Raw genomic sequence first — 22,292 nt, forward strand, 5'->3', positions numbered from 1 at the left:
TCCATCCTACGGGCGTTAGTACGCGCCCCCAACTACTTGACTTGGTATGGGGCACGAACTAATTTAATTGGCGTCACGAACTAATGTGAGCCGAGGAGTCGACATGCATGCCGCTGTGGTCCGTTCGTTCGACCGTCCGCCGCGCTTCGAGGAGTTCCCCGCCCCCGAACCGGGTGAGGGCAGGCTGCCGGTGGAGATGATCGCCGCCGGTCTGCACCCCCGGGTCCGCTCCGGTGCCGCGGGCACCCACTACACGAGCGACGGCCGCCTCCCGCTGATCCCCGGCGTCGACGGCGTGGGCCGGCTGCCCGACGGACAGGTCGTGTACTTCGTGGCCGACGACGGGGACCCCGGCACCATGGCCGAGCGGACGGTCCTCGACCCGCGCCGGGCGGTCCCGCTGCCCGCCGGCGCCGACCCGGTGACCGTCGCCGCAGCCATGAATCCCGCCATGTCGTCCTGGGTGGCGCTGCGCCGCCGGATCACCTTTCAGCCGGGCCGGAGCGTCCTGGTGCTCGGCGCCACCGGCAACGCGGGCCGGATGGCCGTACAGATCGCCCGGCACCTCGGCGCCGACCGGATCGTGGCCGCCGGACGCGACCCCGAGCGCCTGGAACTGCTCGGCGGCCTCGGCGCCACCGACGTGGTCTCCCTGGCCGGCGACCCGGACAAGGCCGACGCCCGCCTCGGCGAGGCCGCCGCGGACGTCGACGTCGTCCTCGACTACACGTGGGGTACGCCGACCGAGCGCGCCCTCCCGGCCGTCCTCACCCGCCGCACCGACCGCGGTGCCCCGCTGGACTGGATCCAGATCGGCGCCACGGCCGGCCCCGGGATCACCCTCCCCTCCGCCGTGCTGCGCGCGGCGAACCTGCGGCTCATGGGCAGCGGCCAGGGCTCGGTCACCGCCCGTGGCATCGTCGCCGAACTGCCGTCCCTGATGACCGAACTGACCCGGGGCACCCTCACCGCCGACGCGCGGGAAGTGCCGCTAGCCGACGTCGAGGAGGCCTGGACCGCCCCCGTCGAGCCCGGCCGGCGCCTGGTGTTCACCACATCCCCCAGGTGATCGTCCCGGAACTGAACGCCCGCCCGCCGTCGACCCGTACCTCCGGGCACAGCACGCGTCCGCAGAACGGAGTCCCCCCGTGAACGCATCCGCAGCCATCGGCGTGACCGGCCTCGGCGTGATGGGCCGCAACCTGGCCCGGAACTTCGCCCGGCACGGCTACCCGGTCGCCGTCCACAACCGCACCCCGGCCCGCACCCGCGCGCTGATCGCGGAGTACGGGAGCGAGGGCGACTTCGTCGGCGCCGAGACCGCCGCCGAGTTCGTCGCCGCCCTGGAACGCCCCCGCCGCCTCATGATCATGGTGCAGGCGGGCGCCGCCACCGACGCCGTCATCGACGAGTTCGTACCGCTCCTCGAACCAGGTGACATCGTCATCGACGGCGGCAACGCCCACTTCGCCGACACCCGCCGCCGCGAGGCCGCCCTGCGTGAGAAGGGACTGCACTTCGTCGGCGTCGGCGTCTCCGGTGGCGAGGAGGGTGCGCTGCACGGGCCGTCGATCATGCCGGGCGGTTCCGCCGAGTCGTACGCCGTGCTCGGGCCGATGTTCGAGGACATCAGCGCCAAGGTGGGCGGCGAGCCGTGCGCCACGCACGTCGGCGCGGACGGCGCCGGGCACTTCGTGAAGATGGTCCACAACGGCATCGAGTACGCCGACATGCAGCTCATCGCCGAGGCCTACGACCTGCTGCGCCAGGTCGGCGGGTACGCGCCGGCCGAGATCGCCGACATCTTCCGGGAGTGGAACGGCGGCCGCCTCGGCTCCTACCTCATCGAGATCACCGCCGACGTCCTCGCCCACGTCGACGCCGCCACCGGCGCCCCCTTCGTCGACATCGTCGCCGACGCGGCCGGGCAGAAGGGCACCGGGCGCTGGACCGTGCAGACCGCGCTCGACCTGGCCTCCCCGGTCACCGCCATCGCCCAGGCGACCTTCGCGCGCGCCGCGTCCGGCCGCAGTGCGCTGCGCGCCGCCTACGCCGGACTGCCCGGCGGCACGACCCCACCGCTCAGCGCCACCGAGGCCGACCGCTTCGCCTCCCGCGTCGAACACGCCCTGTACGCCTCGAAGGTCATCGCCTACGACCAGGGCTGGACGATGATCCAGGACGCGGCCGCCGAGTACGGCTGGAAGATCGACCTCGGTGCGGTGGCCCGGATCTGGCGGGGCGGCTGCATCATCCGCGCGTCCTTCCTGGACCGGATCCGCGCGGCCTACCGGGCCGACCCGGACCTCGTCAGCCTGCTGGCCGAGGAGGAGTTCGCGAAGGAGATCGCCGACGCGCAGGTGCCGTGGCGGGAGACGGTCGCGTCCGCGGCCCGCCGGGGCATTCCCGTCCCGGCGTTCTCGGCGGCCCTCGCCCACTACGACACCCTCCGCGCCGACCGCCTCCCCGCGGCCCTCCTCCAGGGCCAGCGCGACTACTTCGGCGCCCACACCTACGCCCGCATCGACCGTCCCGGCACCTTCCACACCCACTGGGCAACAGAGGGCCGCCCTGAGACAGAGGGCTGAGCAGGTTCTTGCCCCGACACCCGCCGGACGGTGGCACGGCCGAGTGCTACGAAATGCCGTCAGGTCCATCTTCGCGAAGCTCGACCTGTCCCCGGCCGACCGGGTGGACCGCCGGGTGGCGGCGGTCCTGCACTACCTGGAGGACGCCCGGGGCAGGTCCCGCTGAGGTGACTCAGACGCGGACGCCGAACATGAACGGGCCGCCGATGGTGGACATCGACTCGTAGCGGACGACCGTGCCGGTGCGCGGGGCGTGCAGGATCTGCCCGTTGCCCGCGTAGAGGCCCACGTGGTGCAGGTCGTTGAAGAAGAAGACCAGGTCGCCCACCTGGAGGTCCGAGGTCGAGTAGATCTTGGTGCCGATCGTCGACTGGGACTCGGAGGTGCGCGGGATGGAGACGCCGGCCTGCGCGTAGGCCCAGGAGGTCAGGCCCGAGCAGTCGAAGGAGGACGGGCCGGTGGCGCCGTAGACGTAGGGGGTGCCGAGCTTGGTCTTGGCGGCGGCGAAGGCGGCGGCGGCCCTGCCGGTGGCGGAGGTGTCGTTGCCGAGGTCGACGCGCTCGCTGGCGGAGCGGCTGGCGCGGTCCTGGTCGGCGGTGAGGGCGGCCTTCTCGGCGGCGGTGAGGCTGTTGAGCAGCTTCTGCGCCTCGGCGAGCTTGGCCTGGACCTCCTGCTTCTTCTTGCCGAGTTCGGTGCGGGTGGCGGCCAGGTCCTTGAGCTTGCCGGTCGCCTCGGCCCGCTCCTGCGCCAGTTCGCGCTGCTTGGCCTGGATCTTCTTCAGCGTCTCGACCTGCTGGCCGCTCAGCTGGTCGAGGGTGGAGGCCTTGTCCAGGTAGCTGTCCGGGTCGGAGGAGAGGAACAGCTGGAGGGACGGGTCGAGGCCGCCGCTGCGGTACTGGGCGGTGGCCATGGAGCCGATGCCGTCCCGGAGTTCGTTCAGCTCCTTCTGCCCGCGGGCGACCGAGTCCTGGAGCGCGGATATCTGCTTCTGGAGCTTCTCCTGCTTCTCCTTGGCCCCGTTGAACTTCTCGGTGGCCTGCTCGGCCTCCTCGTACAGCTTGTCGACCCGGGACTTGACCTCGTCCTTGCTCGGCTTCGCGACGGGCGCGGCGTTGGCCGCCTGTGAACTGAGGGCCACGGCGGCAGCGGCCGCGGAGGTGAGCACGGTGACACGGGCACGGCCCGGCTGCTTGGCACGACGGTGGGACGCCACGGAGGCGAGCTCCTTCCGAGCAGAGGTTCGGGCAACAGACCCTAATGACTCTCTTATGGTCAGTTCAAATCTTCGCATGAAAATTCTTGGCCGGAACTGACCGTAGATGACCGCCTCCTGATGCCGCATCGAACGAAAGGGTCTGCTGATTGTAAAGAACCTTGACAGTCAATTGGTCTAGTCCAACTATGGGCGTCCATGAGACGCACTCGTGCCCTGCACGCCCTGCCCGCAACCGCCCTGTCCGCCGCGCTCGTTGCCCTCGGGGCAGGCGCCGCGCACGCCGATCCGCACGCCGCCTCGCACCGTGTGAAGCCCATGCCCGCCCACGTCGCGGCCCCCTACTTCGAGGCCTGGACCGGCGACAGCCCCGCCGCGCTCGCCGCCGAGTCCGGCAACAAGTACCTCACCCTCGCCTTCCTGCAGACGCCCGCCGCGGGCTCCTGCACCGCCGACTGGAACGGCGACGCCACCCAGCCCATAGCCCCGGGGACCTTCGGTGCCGACATCGCCGCCCTCCAGGCCCGCGGCGGCAACGCCATCCCCTCCTTCGGCGGCTACAGCGCCGACACCACCGGCACCGAACTCGCCGACAGCTGCACCGACGTGGACGCCATCGCCGGCGTCTACGAGAAGCTCGTCACGACGTACGGCATCAGCCGCATCGACCTCGACATCGAGGCGGACTCCCTCGCCAACACGGCCGGAATCGACCGCCGCAACAAGGCGGTCGCCAAGGCCGAGCGCTGGGCCGAGCGCACCGGCCGGCCGCTCCAGTTCTCCTACACCCTGCCGACGACCACCAAGGGCCTGGAGGACGACGGCCTGGCCGTCCTCCAGAACGCCGTCGCCAACCACGCGCGCGTGGACGTCGTCAACATCATGACCTTCGACTACTACGACGGCGCCGCCCACGACATGGCCGCCGACACGAAGACCGCCGCGGACGGCCTGCACGCCCAGCTCCACGCCCTCTTCCCGCACAAGAGCGCCAAGGACCTGTGGGGCACGGTCGGCGTCACCGAGATGCCCGGCATCGACGACTTCGGCCCCGCGGAGACCTTCACCACCCAGAACGCCGCGACGGTCGAGCGCTGGGCCGCCGCCCAGGGCATCGACACCCTCTCCTTCTGGGCCCTGCAGCGCGACAACGGCGACTGCGTCGGCACCGGCGGCGCCAACGCCTGCTCCGGAATAGCCCAGGACCGCTGGTACTTCAGCCACACCTTCGCGAAGTTCGGCGTTCCACGCCGGTGATGCCCCGGCGGGGCCGGGCCGCGGACCCGCCCCGCCGAGTCTTTGCCGGAACATGGTGAAGATCAGGTTTTCGGACAACGATCGGGCCACCAGGTCCGGTTATCGTCCGCACAGCCACATCACATACTGATCCTGTTCCCCGGAGCTCCATGCGCCTCAAGCAGGTCTCGGTCTCGGCGGCGATATCCGTCGTCGCCGGGCTGACCACCGCCACCGTCGGCCTCGCCGCACCCGCCGCCTGGGCGGACAGCACGGCGTCGCTGCCGCTGTCGCACTACGCGCACATGGTGGCCGACCCGGCCCACCAGCACCTCTTCTTCAGCCAGGGCGCCGGTTCGACCGGCATCCTGGTGACCGACCTGTCCGGCACCCCGGTCACCACCCTCACCGACGAGCAGGGCGCCACCGGCCTCGCGCTCTCGGCCGACGGTTCGACGCTCTACGCGGCCCTCGCCGACGGTGACGCGGTCGCCGCCGTCGACACCGCGACCCTGACCGAGTCCGCCCGCTACGCGACCGGCACCGGCAGCGCGCCCGTCTCCGTCGCGGTGGCGGGCGGCAAGGTCTGGTACGGCTACGAAACGGCCGACGGCAAGGGCGCGATCGGCTCCGTCGACGCGTCCGGCACGGTCTCCACGCCCTCGCTCTCCCACTGGTCGGTCCCGCCGGTGCTCGCGGCCGGCGGCGGGGTGCTCGCGGCCGAGGAACCGCTGCAGAGCCTCAGCCATGTGGCGACCTTCGACGTCTCCTCGGGGACGGCGACCGCCAAGGCCGACACGGACGTCGCCGGCGGCACCGCGACCGGGCTCCAGGTCACCGCCGACGGTGCCAGGGTCCTGCTCGCCGCCACCCAGCAGCCCGCGCTGCAGGTCTACCGCACGTCGGACCTGCTGGGCGCCAACCCCGCCCCGTACTACACCGGCGCCGTGGGCCCGGCCTCGCTGGCGATCGACACCGACGGCACCGTCGCCTCGGCCAGTACCGCGGGCCTCTACCTCTACGCCGGTTCCAACCTGGCCGAGAACCACGTCACCTTCCCCTCCGGCACCACCGTCGCCCCGGACGGCCTGACCTGGGGCGGCGACGGGACCACCCTCTACGCGGTCACCCGGGACTCCGCCGGCGCCTACACCCTCGACGTGCTCGGCTCCGCGAAGCTCAGTGACACCACCCTCACCACGAACCCACCGCGGTACGCGGCCCCCACCGAGCAGTTCACCGTGACCGGCGCCCTCGCCACCCGGGGTTTCCTCCCCTCCGGTGCCGTTCTCCAGGTCACCCGCGACGGCGACCCCCTGCCCGACGCCACGGTCGGCGCCGACGGCACGTTCAGCATCAGCGACACCCGGCCGGACGCGGGCCAGTACACGTACCAGGTGTCGTACGCCGGAGACGCCACCCACCGCCCCGCCACCGCCACCCAGAAGGTGTACGTGGCCCGGCTCTCCACGGACATCGCGTTCCCGGAGATAGCCTCCGCCACCCCGCACTCGGTCGTCCTCAAGGACACGCTCACCACCGAACTGCTCCTCGGCAGCCTCCGGCCGGGCACCGAGGTCGACGTCACCCGCACGAACGAGGACACCCAGGAGACCGTCCAGCTTGCGTCGGTGCCTGTCGACCCGGACACCACCGAGTTCACGGTGACCGACGACCCGGGGGCCGCCGGACGCTTCACCTACCACCTCTCCTTCGCGGGCGACGCCACCCACGAACCGACCACCAGCGACGCGACCCTCCAGATCTCGCCCTACACCCCGGCCCTCACCCTGAAGGCCCCCGCCAGCGCCACCCGCGCCGCGGCCCTCTCCTTCACCGGCGACCTCGGCGACGGGCCCTACCCCGCCGGCGAGACGGTCACCGTCACCCGCACCGACGCCGCCCACGTCACCACCCCGGCGACCTGGACCGCGCCGGTCGCGGCCGACGGCACCATCACGGTCAAGGACACCCCGGCCGTCGGCGGCGCCAACACCTACACCGTGAGCTACCCCGGCGACGCGGTCCACCAGGCGGCCACCGCCTCGGCGATCGTCCAGGTGTCCCGCGTCAGGCCGACGGTGACCGTCACCACCGACAAGGCCGGCTACGCCTACGACGGCACGGCGACCGTCACCGCCCACCTCGGCACGACGTACAACGGCCGTACGGTCTCGGTCTACGCCACGCCCGTCGGCGGCAGGAAGACGCTCCTGAAGACCGGCACGGTCGACAGCAAGGGCAACCTGAAGGTGACGTACAAGCTCACGCACAACACCACCTTCACGGCGTCCTTCGCGGGCGACTACCGCTACGCCCCCGCGACGGCCACCCATTCCGCCACCGCCCGGGTGAGGATCGCGGAGAAGCTGGGCGGCTACTACACCAGCACCACCTACAGCGGCGTCACCTACCGCGTCTACCACCACACCGTGCGGCCGCAGGTGGTCGGCACGGTGACGCCGGACAAGTCCGGGCAGTGCATGAAGTTCCAGGCCCAGGAGTACTACAGCGGCGCCTGGCACACCATCGGCACGTCGTCCTGCTTCTCGATGGCGCCGGGCAGCACCGGTGTGACCCACCTGGTCCTCACCCACGCGGTGAACCAGCGGTTCCGGGTGCGGACGGAGTACGTCCACAGCTCCAAGGACACGAGCAACGCGGACACCTGGGGCGGCTGGCTGTACCTGACGGTACGGAACTGAACCCCGAGCTCCGCCGGTCCGGCCCGGGCGTCCACACCCTGTGGACGCCCGGGCCGAGTCGTGTGCGGCGGGCGGCTACGGGTTGACGACCGTCCCGCCGAAGGTGACGTTCAGCTTGCCGGACGAGGCGAAGGACCAGCCGAGAGCGCCCGCGTAGGAGGCGCAGCGGGAGCCGTTGGTGCCCGTCCAGAACTGGTTGGAGCTGTCCGCGTCGCCGACGGTCTTGTCGTTGGAGCCGTCGACGGCGAACCGGCACGAGGTGTCGGTACGGAACACCGAAGTGCCCTTGTCGAAGGAGAAGTTGCGCTCCGCGTTGTCGATGCCCACGTTGTTCGAGACGGTCATCGTGCCGGGGTTGCTGTTGTAGGTGAACCCGTGGTGCCCGTTGCCGTAGGCGATGTCGTGCTGCACCACGTGGTTGACGGCGATGTCGTCGCCGCCGAGCTTGTAGCCGTTGCGGTCGCCGTCCCCGCTCTGGCTGCCGTCGCTGAGCGTGCCGTTGCCGTAGGAGAGCGAGTACTCGATGGTGACCGGCCCGATGGCTCCCGTGTCGGTCTTCGTGTACAGGTCCCAGCCGTCGTCGATGTTGTGGTGCGAGACGTCGTACCGGAAGACGTTCCCGGTGCCGGTGGTCAGCTTGGACGCGAACCCGTCCGCGTCCTCGCCGTCGCTGTCGGCGTTGTCGTGCGACTCGGAGCTGACGACCAGGTTGTTCGACGGCCACTGGCTGCTGGGCGTGCTGGAGGAGATCCGGCCGAGCTGCAGTCCCGTGTCGCGGTTGTACGCGGTCACGGCGCGCTCGACGACGTTGTTGCTGCCGCCGACGTAGATGCCGTTGTCGCCGGCGTGCTCGACCGTGAGGCCGTACAGGTGCCAGTAGTTGGCGAAGAGCTGGATGCCCCGGTTCGACGAACTCTCGCTCTGCGCAGAGAAGTTCAGGACCGGGGTCTCGCCCGGGTAGGCGGAGAGGGTGGTGCGGGCACTGGAGGTGCCGTCGGAGCCGGCCGGGATGGTCACCGTGGCGGAGTAGCTGTACGTCCCGCCGCGCAGGTAGATCGTGCCGCCGGCGGCGATGCGGCTGATCGCCGAGGTGAGCGTGGTCGGTGCCGACTGGGTGCCCGCCGCGCCGTCGGTGCCGCTCGGCGACACGTACAGCACCGTGGACGCGGCCTGTGCGGGGCCGCCGGACAGTGCGACGAGCGTGCCGGCGAGCAGGCCGACGGCCGCGATGACTGGTCTCACGTGCATCGTTCGTCTCCGTTCGTCTCCGTGCGGGACCTTGCGGAAAGCGCTTTCCCTGCGAAGCTAGGAGAGTGGCGTGGGTGCGTCAATAGTCATGTATGCAAATTCCGTTCATGAGTGTGATCAAAACAGGGTCTGGGGTGCGGCCGAGAGTGCTATTTCGACAGTGATCGGAATATGGGCTTCGGCCCCCCGGTTGTCCCGGTCATGGACGAGATCCCTCGCAAGATCGACCTCGGCGCCGTCGGTGTGTGGCGCCACGACAGGACCGAACCCGAACTGGCCGTAGCGCTCGAAGGCCTGGGCTACGGCACCCTCTGGCTCGGCAACGTGACCGACCCGGACCTGACCGAAGTCGAACGGCTGCTGGACGCCACCGACCGCCTGGTGCTGGCCACCGGCATCGTGAACATCTGGTCCAACCCGGCCGACCGCGTCGCCCGCGCGTACCGGCGCATCGCCGAACGCCACGCGGACCGCTTCCTGCTGGGCATCGGCGCCGGCCACCCGGAGGCGACGAAGGAGTTCGTACGGCCGTACGAGGCCCTCAACGACTACCTGGACGTCCTCGACGCGGGCGGTGTCCCGGCCGCCCGGCGGGCGCTGGCGGCGCTAGGCCCCCGCGTCCTGCGGCTGGCCGGCGACCGCACGGCGGCCGCGCACCCCTACCTCGTCACCCCCGAGCACACCCGCCGGGCCCGCGAGCTCCTCGGCGCCGGACCGCTCCTCGCCCCCGAACAGAAGGTGGTCCTGGAGACGGACCCCGCCGAGGCCCGCGCGATCGGCGACGCCACGCTCGGCGTCTACCTGGGCCTGACCAACTACGTCGGCAACCTGCGCCGCCTCGGCTTCGACGACACCGACTTCGCGGACGGCGGCAGCGACCGCCTCTTCGACGCGCTGATCGCGCACGGCGACACGGCCCGGGTGGCCGAAGGCGTCCGGGCCCACCTGGACGCGGGCGCCGACCATGTGGCGCTGCAGGTGCTGCACGCCGCCGGCACCGACCCGCTGCCGGCGTACCGGGCGCTGGCCGGGGCGCTGGCCGGGGTGTTGAAGCCGGCGGGCGGGTAAGCCGGGCTCGGGGGCTCGGCTCAGAGCGCCGTGAGCAGGGCGTCGAGCGGTGCGGGTACGCGGTCGGGGTCCAGGGCCTCGACGAGGACCCGGCCGTAACGGATCTTGCGGCCCGACGTCGTGCCGAGGAAGCGGCGGAACTGCTGCTGCGCGGTACGGCCCTGCTGAGCGGGCTGGTTCAGGAAGGTGCGCAGGGCACGGTGGTCGCCCTCGGCGTGGGCGAGTTCGGCGACCCGGGGCGGGCCGAGGGCGCGGACCAGCTCGTCCTCCAGGTCGGCCGCGCAGACGAAGATGCCGTGCTGTGCGGCGCCGGCCCGCTCCAGGCCGCGGGCGTAGTAGGGGCGTTCGCGCTCGTCGCAGAGCCCGGTCAGGCGCAGGCCGAGACCGGTGGGTCCGAGGAGCTGCGCGAACCGGCCGACGTTCATCGCCCCGCCCATCGACAGCACGCAGACCGTTCCTGGAGACTGAGCGGGAGTGAGCCCTGTTGCCAGAACTCATGCTCAGCCGAACGCCCCGAACGGTGTTGGGCGTTCTGGTCCACCGCGTTCGCTCCGTATCCGGCGCCGACGGATCGTGTCCGTGGTCCGGGAATGCTTGCCGTGCGCCCCGCGTCGGTCGTGCCCGCCGTGTGCGTCATGGGGCGAGTCTCTGCCCCGGTCCGGTGGCACGGCCACGGAATATCCGAGGCCGTGCCGTGCTCGGTGCCGGAGGCTCAGGCGATACGGGCCCCGGTGCCGCTCACGTGCACGCGCGGGTCGCCGGTGCGCAGGGTCACCGTGAGTTCGCCGGGGCGGCCCAGGTCCGCGCCCTGGTGGAGGGTGAGGACGGCGTCCTCGGGGACCAGGCCGAGCTCACGGGCGTAGGCGCCGAACGCGGCGGCCGCGGCGCCGGTCGCCGGGTCCTCGACGACCCCGCCGACGGGGAACGGGTCACGGACGTGGAAGACGGTGGCCGACTCGCGCCACACCAGCTGCACGGTGGTCAGGTCCAGGCGGTGCATCAGCGCTTCGAGGCGGGCGAAGTCGTAGGCGAGGTCCGCGAGGCGGGCGCGGGTCGCCGCCGCGAGCACGAGATGGCGGGCGCCGGCGAACGCGATGCGGGGCGGGAACGCCGGGTCGAGATCGGCGGCCGGCCAGTCGAGCGCGGCCAGCGCCTCCGCGAGGTCGGCGTCGGCGATCTCCTCGGTGTGCGGTTCGACGCTGGTGAGCGTCGCCCGGATCGCCCCGCCCTGCTCGGTCACCGCCACCGGCACGGTGCCTGCGCGGGTGGCGAACACCAGCTCCCCGGGGCCGGTCCGCTCGGCGAGCGCGACGGCGGTCGCGATGGTGGCGTGCCCGCAGAACGGCACCTCGGCCTTGGGGCTGAAGTAACGGATGGTGTACGCCCGTCCGTCCGGACCGCCCAGGCCCTCCGGGGGCGCGGTCAGGAACGCGGACTCCGAGTAGCCGAGTTCCGCGGCGACGGCGAGCATGCCGGCGTCGTCGAGACCGGTGGCGTCCAGCACGACGCCGGCGGGGTTGCCGCCCTCGGGGGAGCTGGAGAAGGCGGTGTAGCGCAGGATCTCGGGCCGGGGCGCGTGGGTCGTCATGGTCCCGGCAACGTGGGGCGGACCGACGGCTATTCCTGGGCGCCGGCGTCGCCCGGACGGGGGCGGTGGGTGGCGGTGATGCCGGCGAGGACGAGATCGATGCCGTCGAGGAACTGCCGGCGGTCGTCGTGCCCGCGCATCTGGTCCGCGACGGCCCGGGTGAACGGGTACTCGTCGGGGTCGAGTTCCTGCCACGCCGCCGACACGGTGTCGAGGAACCCGGCGCGGTCCACGCCGGGCGGGAGCGCACGGGCGCTCGCGCTGTTCACGGCGTTCTGGCCGGCGGCGCCGAGGACGTAGTGCACCAGGGCCGAGGTCACCGTGAACCAGCTGCTCTCGGGCACGTCGAGGGCGCGGACCTGCTGACCGACGCTCTCGAAGATCCGCGGGGTCACCGTCCCCCAGGGGCTGCGGGAGAGCTGCGCGGCGAGCTGCGTCGCGAGCCACGGATGCCGCGCGATCGCGTCGAACAGCCCGAGCGCGACGGCCCGGATCCCGTCCTGCGGCGAGGCCGGGGTCCCTGCCCCCTCCGGCGCCGGCTGCGGGTCCTGGACGGCGGACCCGACCGCCACGGCGGCGGTGACGACCGCGTCCGTGGCGGCGGCGAGCAGCTCGTCCTTGTTCGCCACGTGCCAGTAGATCGCCCCGGGCCCGGTGGCGAGGCGTTCGGTCAGTGCCCGGAACGTCAGCCCGCTCTCGCCGGCCGTGTCGAGCAGCTCGACGGCGGCCTCGATGATGCGCTCGCGGGAGAGCGCGTCCGTGCGCCGCTGTGACCGGCGTGTCCGCGTTGCCATGGCGCCATCTTGACATGACTGGAGCGCTGTTCCAACATGGAACGGCGTTCCAGTCTGGAATGTCGTTCCAGTTTTGTTCCGGTTCCGTTCCGGATCTTCCGGACGGCCGGCCGCAAGAGACCCGCCCCGCCTTCCCCGAGGAGTCACCATGCGCACGCCCGTCACGATCATCGGAGCCGGACTCGGCGGCCTCACGCTCGCCCGCGTCCTGCACGTCCACGGCATCCCGGCCACCGTCTACGAGGCGGAGGCCTCCCCGGCGGCACGCGCGCAGGGCGGGATGCTCGACATCCACGAGCACAACGGCCAGCCGGCGCTCCGGGAGGCAGGCCTCTACGAGGAGTTCCGCGCCCTCGTCCTGGAGGGCCGCGAGGCGACCCGGGCCCTCGCCGCCGACGGCACCGTGCTCTTCGAACAGGCCGACGACGGCACGGGGGGCCGCCCCGAGGTGCTGCGCGGCGAGCTGCGCCGGATCCTGCTCGAATCGCTTCCGGCCGGCACCGTCCGCTGGGGCCGCAAGGTCAACGCCGTCCACGCCCTCGGCGGGGGCCGCCACGAGGTGACGTTCGCCGACGGCACCGCCGTCGCCACGGGCCTGCTGGTCGGCGCGGACGGCGCGTGGTCACGGGTCCGGCCGCTGCTGTCCGCGGCCGTACCCGCGTACACCGGCACCTCGTTCGTCGAGACCTACCTGTACGACGCCGACACCCGGCACCCCGCCGCCGCGAAGGCGGTCGGCGGCGGGGCGATGTTCGCGCTCGCGCCGGGGAAGGGGATCCAGGCCCACCGGGAGACCGGCGGAACCCTCCACACCTACGTGGCACTGCGCAGGTCGCAGGAGTGGTTCGCCGACGCGGGCTTCACCGGGCCGGCCGGTCCCGCCGGTCCCGCCGACCCTGCCGGGGCCGCCGCGGTCGCCGCGCGGATCGCGGCGGAGTTCGACGGCTGGGCCCCCGAGCTCACCGCGCTGATCACCGACGGAGAGACCGCGCCGGTCCTCCGCCCCCTGCACACCCTGCCCGCCGACCACCGGTGGGACCGGGTGCCGGGAGTGACCCTGCTCGGCGACGCCGCCCACCTCATGATCCCGAACGGCGAGGGCGCCAACCTGGCGATGTACGACGGCGCCGAACTCGGCAGGGCCCTCGCGGCCCACCCGGACGACACCGAGGCCGCGCTGACCGCGTACGAGCAGGCCGTGTTCCCCCGCAGCGCCGCGGAGGCCGCCGACGCGGCCGACCTCCACGAGCGCATGTTCGGCGACGACTCCCCGCACGGCCTGATCGCCATGTTCACCGGAGCGGGAGCAGGGACAGGGGTGGGGCAGGGGGCGTGATCCGGGCCGGAGGCGCGGCGCCCTGCCGGCCGGCGGCGGGCAACGCTCGAGCCAGGGGGCGGAGTTCGTCGTCCAGGTGTTCCTGTCACGAAAGCGGCGGTCAGGGATCGGGCGGCGAGAAGGCGAAGGCGCGATGCGTGGGGCGGTACCGACCCCGGCACGTCACGCCGTGTGGCGCAGCCCCGTGACGAGAAGGCCGACCAGGCGGCGGGCGTCGTAGCCGGGGTCGTTCTCCGCGCCGATGCAGAGGTTGCCGACGCCGCGCATCAGCTCGATGGCGGCCAGGTCGGTGTGGATCTCCCCGGACTCGGCCGCCGCGTCGAGGAGCCGGGTGCAGACGGGGACCAGGCTGTCCAGGAAGTAGGCGTGGAGGGCGTCGAAGCCCGCCTGGTCGGAGCGCAGGGCCGCGGCGAGCCCGTGCTTGGTCACCAGGAAGTCCACGAAGAGGTCGATCCAGCGGCGCAGCGCGTCGTACGGGCTCGGGGCGGTCGCCAGCAGGGCCGGGCCGGCCTCGGCGCAGGCCTCCACCTGGTGCCGGTAGACGGCGATGATCAGGTCGGCGCGGGTCGGGAAGTGCCGGTAGATGGTCGCCGTGCCGACGCCCGCCCGGGCCGCGATGTCGCGCACCGGCGCCTCCACGCCGGATGCGACGAACGCCGCCGCGGCTGCCTCCAGCAGGGTCGTCTCGTTGCGCCGGGCGTCCGCCCGCCGGGGCCGGACCGCCTGCTCCTCGTCCTTCATCGCGCGTCCTTCATCGGGTGCTCCGTCCGCGTCACTCTATCGGGGCGTTGCTAAACGGGACAGCGTTCCGTATCGTCGAAGACATGAAACGGGACGTCGTCCCGCTTGCGTTCTGTGAGGAGGAAAGCCATGCAGTACCGCACCTTGGGCCGTACCGGTGTACAGGTCAGCGCGCTCGGGCTCGGCGCGATGAACTTCGGGGCCATCGGGCAGACCACCCAGGAGGAGGCGACCGCGATCGTGGACGCCGCCCTGGACGCCGGGATCAATCTGATCGACACCGCCGACATGTACGGGCAGGGCGAGTCGGAGGAGATGGTCGGCAAGGCCATCGCCGGCCGCCGTGACGACATCGTGCTGGCCACGAAGGCCGGCATGCCGATGGGGGACGAGCGCAATCACCAGGGCGGTTCACGGCGGTGGCTGGTCACCGAGCTGGAGAACAGCCTGCGGCGGCTCGGCGTCGACCACGTCGACCTCTACCAGATACACCGCTGGGACCCTGCCACGAGCGACGAGGAGACTCTCTCGGCGCTGACCGATCTGCAACGCGCCGGGAAGATCCGCCACTTCGGCTCCTCGACCTACCCGGCGTACCGGATCGTGCAGGGCCAGTGGGCCGCCCGGGAACACGGCCTCAGCCGGTACGTCACCGAACAGCCCAGCTACTCCCTCCTCCAGCGGGGCGTCGAGTCCCATGTCCTGCCCGTGACCGAGGAGTACGGGATGGGCGTGCTGGTGTGGAGCCCGCTGGCCTCCGGCTGGCTGTCCGGCGCCGTGCGCAGGGGTCGGCCCATCACCACCAGCCGCTCCGCGCTCGCTCCCGAGCGCTTCGACCTGACCCTGCCCGCCAACCAGGCCCGGCTCGACGCCGTGGAGCGGCTGGCCGCCGTCGCCGACGGGGCCGGGCTGACCCTGATCCAGCTCGCCCTCGGCTTCGTGACCGCACACCCCGCCGTCACCAGCGCTCTCATAGGCCCCCGCACCCAGGACCACCTGCGCACCCAGCTCGCCGCCGCCGACACCGTGCTCTCCGCGGACGTCCTGGACGCGATCGACGCGATCGTCGTCCCCGGCACCGACCTGGCCGCACACGAGAAGTACGACACCCCGCCCGCCCTCCTCGACCCGGCCCTGCGCCGCCGCTGACCAGCGCACGGCCGGTTCGGTCCGGTCCCGGTCACCCGCCTTGACCGAACCGGCCGAACCGCGCGATCACCGCCAGGACCGCCCCGTGCCTCGCGGGACTGCCGGTGTGCCCCGCGTCGTCGATCACCTTCGGCTCCGCATCCGGCCAAGGCCGCTGCGAACAGAGCTGTTCCCTACCCGAGTCGACCGAGATCATCGCGGAGGTCCGGGCCGGTGGTTCATCGGGTGGGCCCTCCTGGGCGGTGCTGGGTATGAAGGGCCTCGCCGGACGGGGGTCCGGAGCGGGCGGGACATGCGGGCCGCGCGAGGTATGTGCGGGACGCGTGCGACGGGATGTGAGGCTTCCTGCGATGGTTCGGCAAAGCAGCCAATCAATGGTCCGTTGCTCGGGTGTTGTCGGGGTGTTGTTCCTCGCGTCGTCCGTGGTGCCGGCTGCGGTGCGGTGTACGGGATGCGGATGAAATCGACGGTGGACCGAATTCCCCGAATAACGCACCGCCGCCGTTTCCCGTCGGGCAAGGCGGCTTGCACTCCCACCCCCGTCGCATGTGACGGAATGTCAACCAGCGGCAACCGACGAGTAATTGCTGTGCAACGGTGCAGGGCAGCGGAATTTCCGCGCCCCTGTACGATCCACATCCTTCACACAGATCAGGACTCCCCGATCCAGAAGGAACTCAAGGAATTCATGCGCACATTGACGTCGACCGTCGCCGGCGCGGTGCTGGCCTTCGCCGGTATGGCCGGGATGATGAGCACGCCCGCCCAGGCGGCGACGGGTCAGGAGTACGTGGCTCTGGGCGACTCGTACGCCTCCGGGGTCGGCGCGGACTACTACGACAGCGCCAGCGGCGACTGCAAGCGCAGCACGCTCGACTACCCGGCGCTGTGGGCGGCCGCGCACTCCGACTACACGCTGACGGACGTCTCCTGCAGCGGCGCGACCACAGCGGACGTGCGCGCCGAGCAGCTGTCCGCGCTGAGCAGTGGCACCGACCTGGTCACGCTCACCGTGGGCGGCAACGACGCCCAGTTCTCCTCCGTGGTCCAGGCGTGCCTCACCCAGAGCGACGGCTACTGCAACACGGCGACGCTGTGGATGTCGTCGTACGCCAGGAACCAGATGGTCACCGACCTGGCCGGGCTGTACAAGGACATCAAGGCCAAGGCGCCGAACGCCCGGGTCATCGTCCTCGGCTACCCGCAGACGCTGTCCATGACCGGGACCTGCCCGGTGATCGACCTCGACACCGCCAAGCGCACCGCCATGAACGGGCTGGCCGACGCGCTCGCCGACGGTACCAAGGCCGCGGCGGCCGCGGAGGCGGTCGAGTTCATCGACATGCGCGCCACGTTCCAGGGCCACGGTGCGTGCGGCTCCGATCCCTGGATCAACGACCTGAACGCCGGCACCGCGGTCTTCCACCCCACCCTGATGGGCTACCTGGCGGGCTACGACGCGCGGCTCAACGAGGTCACGGGCTGAGTGGCCCCGCCGTTCCCGTCCTGAGTATCCGTACTCTGTCCGGCGCCCGTGCCCGGCCGGGACGCTGGGGACATGGGAGTTCACAGGCCCGTTCTGCGGGCGATGGCGCCGGCACTCGTGCTGGCCGGGGTGTCGGTGGTGGCCTGGGCCGCCTGGCTCGGCTGGGACCAGGGCCAGGACGTGCGGGCCGACGGGTCGGTCAGCGGGCCGTACGCGGTGTGGCAGGTCGCCGGGCTGGTGGCGACCCTGCTGGCCGCCGTGTGCTGCGCGGCGGCCCGGGGCCACAGTGCCGCCGCCGTGGGCGGTACGACCGTGGGTCTGACGCTCGCCGCCTACGTCGACTGGTCGGGCGATTCCAGTGGGCTGTTCATGGTCGGGGTGGTGCTGGTCATGGCGGGGAGTTTCGTCGCCTCCGCCGTCGCTTCCGCCGTCGTGTCCGCCGTGACCGACACCCTGCGAGGCGACCGGCCGCTCACCCGCTAGGCACGGCTCAGGAGGTGAGGGGCTGTTCCGCCCAGATCGTCTTGCCGGTCGGTGTCTGGCGGCTGCCCCAGCGTTCCGAGATCTGGGCGACCAGGAGCAGGCCCCGGCCGCCCTCGTCGTAGACCCGGGCCCGGCGCAGGTGCGGGGCGGTGCTGCTGCCGTCGGAGACCTCGCAGATGAGGGCGGCGTCGCGGATGAGGCGCAGGGCGATCGGGCCGTCGCCGTAGCGGACCGCGTTCGTCACCAGCTCGCTGACGATCAGTTCGGTGGCGAAGGCCGCGTCCGTCAGGCCCCAGGCCTCCAGCTGCTCGCAGGCCATCTTGCGGGCCCCGGCGACGGCGGCCGGGTGCTGGGGGAGCTGCCAGGTGCGGACCTTCGCGGTGTCCAGGGCGGAGGTCCGGGCGAGCAGCAGGACGATGTCATCGGCCGGACGGCCGGTCAGGACCGTGTCCAGGACCTGGTCGCAGGTCTCCTCCAGGGGCGCGGCCGGGTCGGCCAGGGCCCGGCGGAGCAGGCCGAGGCCCACCTCGATGTCGTGGTCGGCGGTCTCCACCAGGCCGTCGGTGTAGAGGGCGAGCACGCTGCCCTCCGCGAGCTCCACCTCGGCGGACTCGAACGGCAGGCCGCCGAGGCCGAGCGGCGGCCCGGCCGGCAGGTCCAGGAAGCGGACGTCGCCGGCAGGGGTGACCAGGGCCGGTGGCGGATGGCCGGCGCGGGCCATGGTGCAGCGGCGGGTCACCGGGTCGTACACGGCGTACAGGCAGGTCGCGCCGACCTCGCCGGACGACGCCGCCTCCGCCCGGCCGGGCACCTCCGGGCCCTCCTCGCGGTCGAGCCGGATGACCAGGTCGTCCAGCTGGGTGAGGAGTTCGTCGGGGGCGAGGTCGACGTCCGCCAGTGTGCGTACCGCCGTACGCAGGCGGCCCATCGTGGCCGAGGCGCGGATGCCGTGGCCGACGACGTCGCCGACGACCAGGGCGACCCGGGCGCCGGAGAGCGGGATCACGTCGAACCAGTCGCCGCCGACGTCCGCGCCGGCGCCGGTGGGCAGGTAGCGGTAGGCCACCTCCGTCGCCGCGAGGCCGGGCGGCCGGCCGGGCAGCAGGCTGCGCTGCAGGGCGAGGGCGGTGTGCCGTTCGCGGGTGTAGCGGCGGGCGTTGTCCACGCACACCGCGGCCCTGGCGACGATCTCCTCCGCGAGCCGCTGGTCGTCCTCGGTGAACGTCTCGGGCGTGCGGTGCCGCAGGAAGTGGACGAGGCCGAGGGTGACGCCGCGGGCCCGCAACGGGACCATCAGCACCGAGTGGATCCGGTGCCGGGCGACGGTGTCGGCGCGGGCCTGGGAGCTCCTGAGCCACTCCTGCATGCCGGGGTCGCCGGGCCGGTGGCGGGTGCCGTGGCCGGCGAGCAGGGTCCACACCGGGGGCGTGTTCACCGGGTAGCGGAACGCGTCGCCGGCGTCGGCCACCGACTCCGGGCAGCCCGCCAGGACCGACCGCTGTGCGGTCCGGCGCACGGCGACCGGCTCGCCCGGTCTCAGCGGCTCCGGTTCGTCGCCGAGGGCGACGGACTCCAGCAGGTCGACGGTGACGAAGTCGGCGAACCCGGCCACGGCCACGTCGGCCAGTTCCTCGGCGGTGCGGGTCACGTCCAGGGTGCTGCCGATGCGCATGCTGGCGTCGTTGAGGACGGCCAGGTGGCGGCGGGCCCAGTACTGCTCCGTGGTGTCGAAGACGACTGCGGAAAGGCCCTGCACGGCGCCGGTCTCGTCCGTCAGCGCGGAGAAGTACATCGACCAGGAGTGCTCCCGTATCTCGCCGGGTGCCTGGCTCTGCTCCTCGAGGAACATCCGCTTCCCGGTGCGCAGGACCTGCCGCTGGAGGCGGTCGTACTCCAGCCACGGCTGCCTGGGCTCGATCTCCGAGAGGGTCTTGCCCCGCATCTCCGCGACGGGCAGGCCCATGATCCGGGTCATGACCTCGTTGGCGGCCACGAGCCTGGCCTCCCGGTCGTAGATCGCCACCGGCATCGGCAGCTGGGCGAGCGTGAGGTCCCACAGGACCCTCGCCCCGGGCTGGTCGCGTCCGGACGGGGGCGCCGGCACGGCACCGGTCACCAGCCACAGCGGGCGGCCGGTGCCCGCGTCGAGCGGAATGCCCTGGAGGTGTACGAAGATCCGGTCGCCGTTGCGGTGCAGCAGTGCCGCCTCGGTGGACCAGCGCTGCCCGTCGGCGAGGTGCCGGCGCGCGGACACCGGCAGGTCGGCGGCGAGCAGCGTCAGCACGGAACGGCCGACGACCTCGGCGGGCTCGTACCCGAGGAGCCGCCGGGCGCCCGCACTCCACACCAGGACCGCCCCGCCGGCGTCGACGACGACCGCCAGGTCCTCCGGTACGAGGGGTACGTGTCCCTCCATGGTGCCTCCGGCTGTCCGGGTACCCCTCCCAGGATCCCGCCGCCCCGAACCCCCTTCAACCGGCGGCGCCGCCCGCCGGGCCTCGGCCGGGGGCGCCGCATCGGGTGCGGCCCGTCAGCAGGTGTCCTCGCGCAGGGCCCGGTCGATCGCGGCCAGCGCGCCGGTCAGCCGCGTGTAGTCGTCGGCCGTCAGCGGCCCGACGAAGAACTCCTCCACGACCCGGGCGTGCACGGCGGCGGCGCCGAGGAACGCGGTACGCCCCTCGGCGGTCGGCTCCACCAGGGCCACCCGCCGGTCGCCGGGTGACGGCACCCTGCGGACCAGCCCGGCCTCCTCCATGCGGTCGACCAGGCGGGTGGTGCCGCTGCTGGTGAGCGTGAGGCCGTCGGCCAGCTGCCGCTGGGAGACCTCCTCGCCGGACCGCCGGCAGAGCAGGATCAGCACCTCCAGCATGGTGTGGCTGATCCCGCACTCCCGGCGCAGCGCGCTGTCGATGCGCTGCTCCAGGCGGGTGGCGGACGTGATCAGCAGCCCGAAGTCCCGGACGAGCGGACTGTTGGCGGCACGGGTGGCGGCTTCGGCGTCGTGCTGGGGCGTGGAGTTCATCGCGACCGACCTTACTGCTCCCGCGATTACTGACCGGATGGTCACTGCTTCAATAAATGCTGATTCCTCAATTACTGACTAGATGATTGCTGATCAGTCAATCAAATCGTACGGTGGAGGTACCGCGAGCGAGAGCGAGAGGAAGATCCGTGGATCTGCAGCACTGGCTCGGCCGAGCCACCGAAGCGGTACAGGAGTGGGCCGGCACCTTCGGCCCCTACCGGTCCCACCCGTCACTCGACGTCGCCGACGACCGCTTCGCGCCGGTCTTCGCGGAGTTCACGGAGCGGCTGAAGGACAACTACCCCTTCTTCCACCCGCACTACGCGGGCCAGATGCTCAAGCCCCCGCACCCCGCCGCGGTGGTCGGCCAGCTCACCGCGATGCTGATCAACCCCAACAACCACGCCCTGGACGGCGGCCCCGCCACCGCGGCGATGGAACGCGAGGCGATCGCGCAGCTCGCCGCGATGTTCGGGTACGACACACACCTCGGCCACCTCACCACCAGCGGCACCATCGCCAACCTCGAAGCCCTCTTCGTCGCCCGCGAACTCCACCCCGGACGGGGCATCGCGCACAGCGCCGACGCCCACTACACCCACGGCCGCATGTGCCACGTCCTGGACATGACGAGCCATCCCGTCCGCACCGACGACCAGGGCCGGATGGACCTCGACGCGCTGGCGGACGTCCTGGAGACCGGTGACGTCGGGACCGTCGTCGTCACCACCGGCACCACCGGGCTCGGCGCCGTCGACCCCGTCCACGAGATCCTGCCGCTCGCCGAGCGGTACGGCGTCCGCGTCCACGTCGACGCGGCCTACGGCGGCTTCTTCACGCTCCTCGCCGGCGCCGACGGCCCCGAGGGGCTGCCGCCCGAGCCCTGGCGGGCCCTCGCCCGGGCCGACTCGATCGTCATCGACCCGCACAAGCACGGACTCCAGCCGTACGGCTGCGGGGCCGTCCTCTTCCGCGACCCCGAGGTCGGCCGCTTCTACCTGCACGACTCGCCGTACACCTACTTCACCTCCGGTGAGCTCCACCTGGGCGAGATCAGCCTGGAGTGCTCCCGCGCCGGTGCCGCCGCTGCCGCCCTGTGGCTCACCTTCCGGCTCCTGCCGCCCACGCCCGACGGCCTCGGCACGGTGCTGGCGGCCGGGCGCCGGGCCGCCCTGCGCTGGGCGGACCTGATCGGGGCGTCGGACGTCCTGGAGCTCTACCAGCACCCCCAACTGGACATCGTCACCTACTTCCCGGCCACCGACCCGGCCGCCCTCACCGCGATCGACGCCGCCTCCGCCCGCGTCCTGACCGACGGCATGGCCGCCCCCGACCCGGTCTTCCTCAGCACCCTCAAGGCCGACCGCGCCGCCTTCGCCGCCCGCCACCCCAAGATCACGGCGGACGCGGACGGCGCCCGGATCCTGCGCAGCGTCCTCATGAAGCCGGAGTCGGAGGAGTACGTCGAGGACCTGCACGAACGGGTGGAGCGGCTGGTCGTACATCCGAGCGGGCCGAGGGGGGCCGCCCGCTAGTCCGGAGCGACCGCGCACCCGGTGGGCATGACGCGCACACCGTCGTCGCCGGGGTCACCCGGGCCGGCGACCGGCGGGCGCACGACGTGTTTCACGG

Annotated in this window: 17 protein-coding genes and 2 pseudogenes; 11 read left to right on the forward strand and 8 right to left on the reverse strand. The window is 72.3% G+C overall.

The annotated features are described in order from the left end of the window. The first annotated feature begins 103 nt into the window (after positions 1–103). The 3 genes and pseudogenes from ACZ4UV_RS26765 to ACZ4UV_RS26775 form a co-directional block, all read left to right on the forward strand. Positions 104–1,069: a quinone oxidoreductase family protein gene (locus tag ACZ4UV_RS26765; protein ID WP_451015982.1), complete on the forward strand. Its 966-nt coding sequence runs from the start codon at positions 104–106 to the stop codon at positions 1,067–1,069. A 79-nt stretch (positions 1,070–1,148) separates the two neighbouring features. After that, entirely contained in the window at positions 1,149–2,588 is a 1,440-nt protein-coding gene (gndA, locus tag ACZ4UV_RS26770; RefSeq protein WP_451015981.1) for an NADP-dependent phosphogluconate dehydrogenase, read from the forward strand. Between the two features lie 58 nt (positions 2,589–2,646). Beyond that, positions 2,647–2,754: pseudogene (locus ACZ4UV_RS26775) on the forward strand (DNA-binding response regulator); the annotation flags it as partial. 6 nt (positions 2,755–2,760) lie between these two features. Here the strand turns inward: ACZ4UV_RS26775 and ACZ4UV_RS26780 are convergent. Then, positions 2,761–3,801 carry a C40 family peptidase gene (locus tag ACZ4UV_RS26780; protein WP_451015980.1) on the reverse strand — a complete coding sequence of 347 codons (1,041 nt, stop codon included), beginning with the start codon at positions 3,799–3,801 and terminating at the stop codon, positions 2,761–2,763. A gap of 198 nt (positions 3,802–3,999) precedes the next feature. Between ACZ4UV_RS26780 and ACZ4UV_RS26785 the strand changes: the two genes are divergently transcribed. Both ACZ4UV_RS26785 and ACZ4UV_RS26790 read left to right on the forward strand, forming a co-directional pair. Then, positions 4,000–5,058, forward strand: coding sequence for a chitinase (locus ACZ4UV_RS26785; protein WP_467841218.1), 1,059 nt, complete (start codon positions 4,000–4,002; stop codon positions 5,056–5,058). Between the two features lie 149 nt (positions 5,059–5,207). Then, the gene (locus tag ACZ4UV_RS26790; RefSeq protein WP_467841221.1) at positions 5,208–7,742 is read left to right on the forward strand and encodes a hypothetical protein; all 2,535 of its coding nucleotides are present in this window, start codon (positions 5,208–5,210) and stop codon (positions 7,740–7,742) included. A gap of 75 nt (positions 7,743–7,817) precedes the next feature. Here the strand turns inward: ACZ4UV_RS26790 and ACZ4UV_RS26795 are convergent, their stop codons facing one another. Further along, on the reverse strand, positions 7,818–8,990 hold the full coding sequence (locus ACZ4UV_RS26795; protein WP_390045735.1) for a right-handed parallel beta-helix repeat-containing protein: 1,173 nt from the start codon (positions 8,988–8,990) through the stop codon (positions 7,818–7,820). 201 nt (positions 8,991–9,191) lie between these two features. Here ACZ4UV_RS26795 and ACZ4UV_RS26800 point away from each other — a divergent pair, with 201 nt between their 5' ends. Further along, positions 9,192–10,058 (forward strand): LLM class F420-dependent oxidoreductase, encoded by an 867-nt coding sequence (locus tag ACZ4UV_RS26800; protein WP_390045737.1) that lies wholly within the window; start codon positions 9,192–9,194, stop codon positions 10,056–10,058. A 20-nt stretch (positions 10,059–10,078) separates the two neighbouring features. Here ACZ4UV_RS26800 and ACZ4UV_RS26805 read toward each other — a convergent pair. From ACZ4UV_RS26805 to ACZ4UV_RS26815, 3 genes and pseudogenes are all read right to left on the reverse strand, one after another. Continuing rightward, positions 10,079–10,510: pseudogene (locus tag ACZ4UV_RS26805) on the reverse strand (ATP-dependent endonuclease); the annotation flags it as partial. A 260-nt stretch (positions 10,511–10,770) separates the two neighbouring features. Next, positions 10,771–11,646, reverse strand: a complete 876-nt coding sequence (locus ACZ4UV_RS26810; RefSeq protein WP_451015977.1) for a PhzF family phenazine biosynthesis isomerase — start codon at positions 11,644–11,646, stop codon at positions 10,771–10,773. A gap of 29 nt (positions 11,647–11,675) precedes the next feature. Continuing rightward, on the reverse strand, positions 11,676–12,440 hold the full coding sequence (locus ACZ4UV_RS26815; RefSeq protein WP_451015976.1) for a TetR/AcrR family transcriptional regulator: 765 nt from the start codon (positions 12,438–12,440) through the stop codon (positions 11,676–11,678). Positions 12,441–12,588: 148 nt separating this feature from the next. On the opposite strand from ACZ4UV_RS26815, the gene ACZ4UV_RS26820 reads away from it, so the two are divergent. Then, positions 12,589–13,776 carry an FAD-dependent oxidoreductase gene (locus ACZ4UV_RS26820; protein ID WP_467841226.1) on the forward strand — a complete coding sequence of 396 codons (1,188 nt, stop codon included), beginning with the start codon at positions 12,589–12,591 and terminating at the stop codon, positions 13,774–13,776. A 162-nt stretch (positions 13,777–13,938) separates the two neighbouring features. Here ACZ4UV_RS26820 and ACZ4UV_RS26825 read toward each other — a convergent pair whose 3' ends face one another. Continuing rightward, positions 13,939–14,517: a TetR/AcrR family transcriptional regulator gene (locus ACZ4UV_RS26825; RefSeq protein ID WP_451015974.1), complete on the reverse strand. Its 579-nt coding sequence runs from the start codon at positions 14,515–14,517 to the stop codon at positions 13,939–13,941. A 129-nt stretch (positions 14,518–14,646) separates the two neighbouring features. On the opposite strand from ACZ4UV_RS26825, the gene ACZ4UV_RS26830 reads away from it, so the two are divergent. From ACZ4UV_RS26830 to ACZ4UV_RS26840, 3 genes are all read left to right on the forward strand, one after another. Next, the gene (locus tag ACZ4UV_RS26830) at positions 14,647–15,666 is read left to right on the forward strand and encodes an aldo/keto reductase (RefSeq protein ID WP_467841229.1); all 1,020 of its coding nucleotides are present in this window, start codon (positions 14,647–14,649) and stop codon (positions 15,664–15,666) included. 688 nt (positions 15,667–16,354) lie between these two features. Continuing rightward, positions 16,355–17,152: an SGNH/GDSL hydrolase family protein gene (locus ACZ4UV_RS26835; RefSeq protein WP_451015972.1), complete on the forward strand. Its 798-nt coding sequence runs from the start codon at positions 16,355–16,357 to the stop codon at positions 17,150–17,152. 72 nt (positions 17,153–17,224) lie between these two features. Further along, entirely contained in the window at positions 17,225–17,635 is a 411-nt protein-coding gene (locus tag ACZ4UV_RS26840) for a hypothetical protein (protein ID WP_451015971.1), read from the forward strand. A gap of 7 nt (positions 17,636–17,642) precedes the next feature. Here ACZ4UV_RS26840 and ACZ4UV_RS26845 read toward each other — a convergent pair whose 3' ends face one another. Together ACZ4UV_RS26845 and ACZ4UV_RS26850 are read right to left on the reverse strand one after the other, a co-directional pair. Further along, the gene (locus tag ACZ4UV_RS26845; RefSeq protein WP_451015970.1) at positions 17,643–20,051 is read right to left on the reverse strand and encodes a SpoIIE family protein phosphatase; all 2,409 of its coding nucleotides are present in this window, start codon (positions 20,049–20,051) and stop codon (positions 17,643–17,645) included. A gap of 114 nt (positions 20,052–20,165) precedes the next feature. Beyond that, positions 20,166–20,657, reverse strand: a complete 492-nt coding sequence (locus ACZ4UV_RS26850; RefSeq protein ID WP_451015969.1) for a MarR family winged helix-turn-helix transcriptional regulator — start codon at positions 20,655–20,657, stop codon at positions 20,166–20,168. A 149-nt stretch (positions 20,658–20,806) separates the two neighbouring features. Between ACZ4UV_RS26850 and ACZ4UV_RS26855 the strand changes: the two genes are divergently transcribed. Continuing rightward, complete coding sequence (locus tag ACZ4UV_RS26855; protein WP_467841234.1) at positions 20,807–22,195, forward strand: pyridoxal phosphate-dependent decarboxylase family protein; 1,389 nt, start codon at positions 20,807–20,809, stop codon at positions 22,193–22,195. Positions 22,196–22,292 lie beyond the last annotated feature (97 nt).

The organism is Streptomyces sp. NPDC028289 (assembly GCF_055565975.1).

Excerpts from the sequence above, each read along its gene's own strand:
- ACZ4UV_RS26825 (WP_451015974.1), bottom strand. The coding sequence starts at position 14,517 with ATGAAGGACGAGGAGCAGGCGGTCCGGCCCCGGCGGGCGGACGCCCGG.
- ACZ4UV_RS26790 (WP_467841221.1), top strand. The coding sequence starts at position 5,208 with ATGCGCCTCAAGCAGGTCTCGGTCTCGGCGGCGATATCCGTCGTCGCC.
- ACZ4UV_RS26765 (WP_451015982.1), top strand. The coding sequence starts at position 104 with ATGCATGCCGCTGTGGTCCGTTCGTTCGACCGTCCGCCGCGCTTCGAG.
- ACZ4UV_RS26785 (WP_467841218.1), top strand. The coding sequence starts at position 4,000 with ATGAGACGCACTCGTGCCCTGCACGCCCTGCCCGCAACCGCCCTGTCC.
- ACZ4UV_RS26835 (WP_451015972.1), top strand. The coding sequence starts at position 16,355 with ATGCGCACATTGACGTCGACCGTCGCCGGCGCGGTGCTGGCCTTCGCC.
- ACZ4UV_RS26840 (WP_451015971.1), top strand. The coding sequence starts at position 17,225 with ATGGGAGTTCACAGGCCCGTTCTGCGGGCGATGGCGCCGGCACTCGTG.
- ACZ4UV_RS26815 (WP_451015976.1), bottom strand. The coding sequence starts at position 12,440 with ATGGCAACGCGGACACGCCGGTCACAGCGGCGCACGGACGCGCTCTCC.
- ACZ4UV_RS26850 (WP_451015969.1), bottom strand. The coding sequence starts at position 20,657 with ATGAACTCCACGCCCCAGCACGACGCCGAAGCCGCCACCCGTGCCGCC.
- ACZ4UV_RS26795 (WP_390045735.1), bottom strand. The coding sequence starts at position 8,990 with ATGCACGTGAGACCAGTCATCGCGGCCGTCGGCCTGCTCGCCGGCACG.
- ACZ4UV_RS26830 (WP_467841229.1), top strand. The coding sequence starts at position 14,647 with ATGCAGTACCGCACCTTGGGCCGTACCGGTGTACAGGTCAGCGCGCTC.
- ACZ4UV_RS26810 (WP_451015977.1), bottom strand. The coding sequence starts at position 11,646 with ATGACGACCCACGCGCCCCGGCCCGAGATCCTGCGCTACACCGCCTTC.
- ACZ4UV_RS26820 (WP_467841226.1), top strand. The coding sequence starts at position 12,589 with ATGCGCACGCCCGTCACGATCATCGGAGCCGGACTCGGCGGCCTCACG.
- ACZ4UV_RS26845 (WP_451015970.1), bottom strand. The coding sequence starts at position 20,051 with ATGGAGGGACACGTACCCCTCGTACCGGAGGACCTGGCGGTCGTCGTC.
- ACZ4UV_RS26800 (WP_390045737.1), top strand. The coding sequence starts at position 9,192 with ATGGACGAGATCCCTCGCAAGATCGACCTCGGCGCCGTCGGTGTGTGG.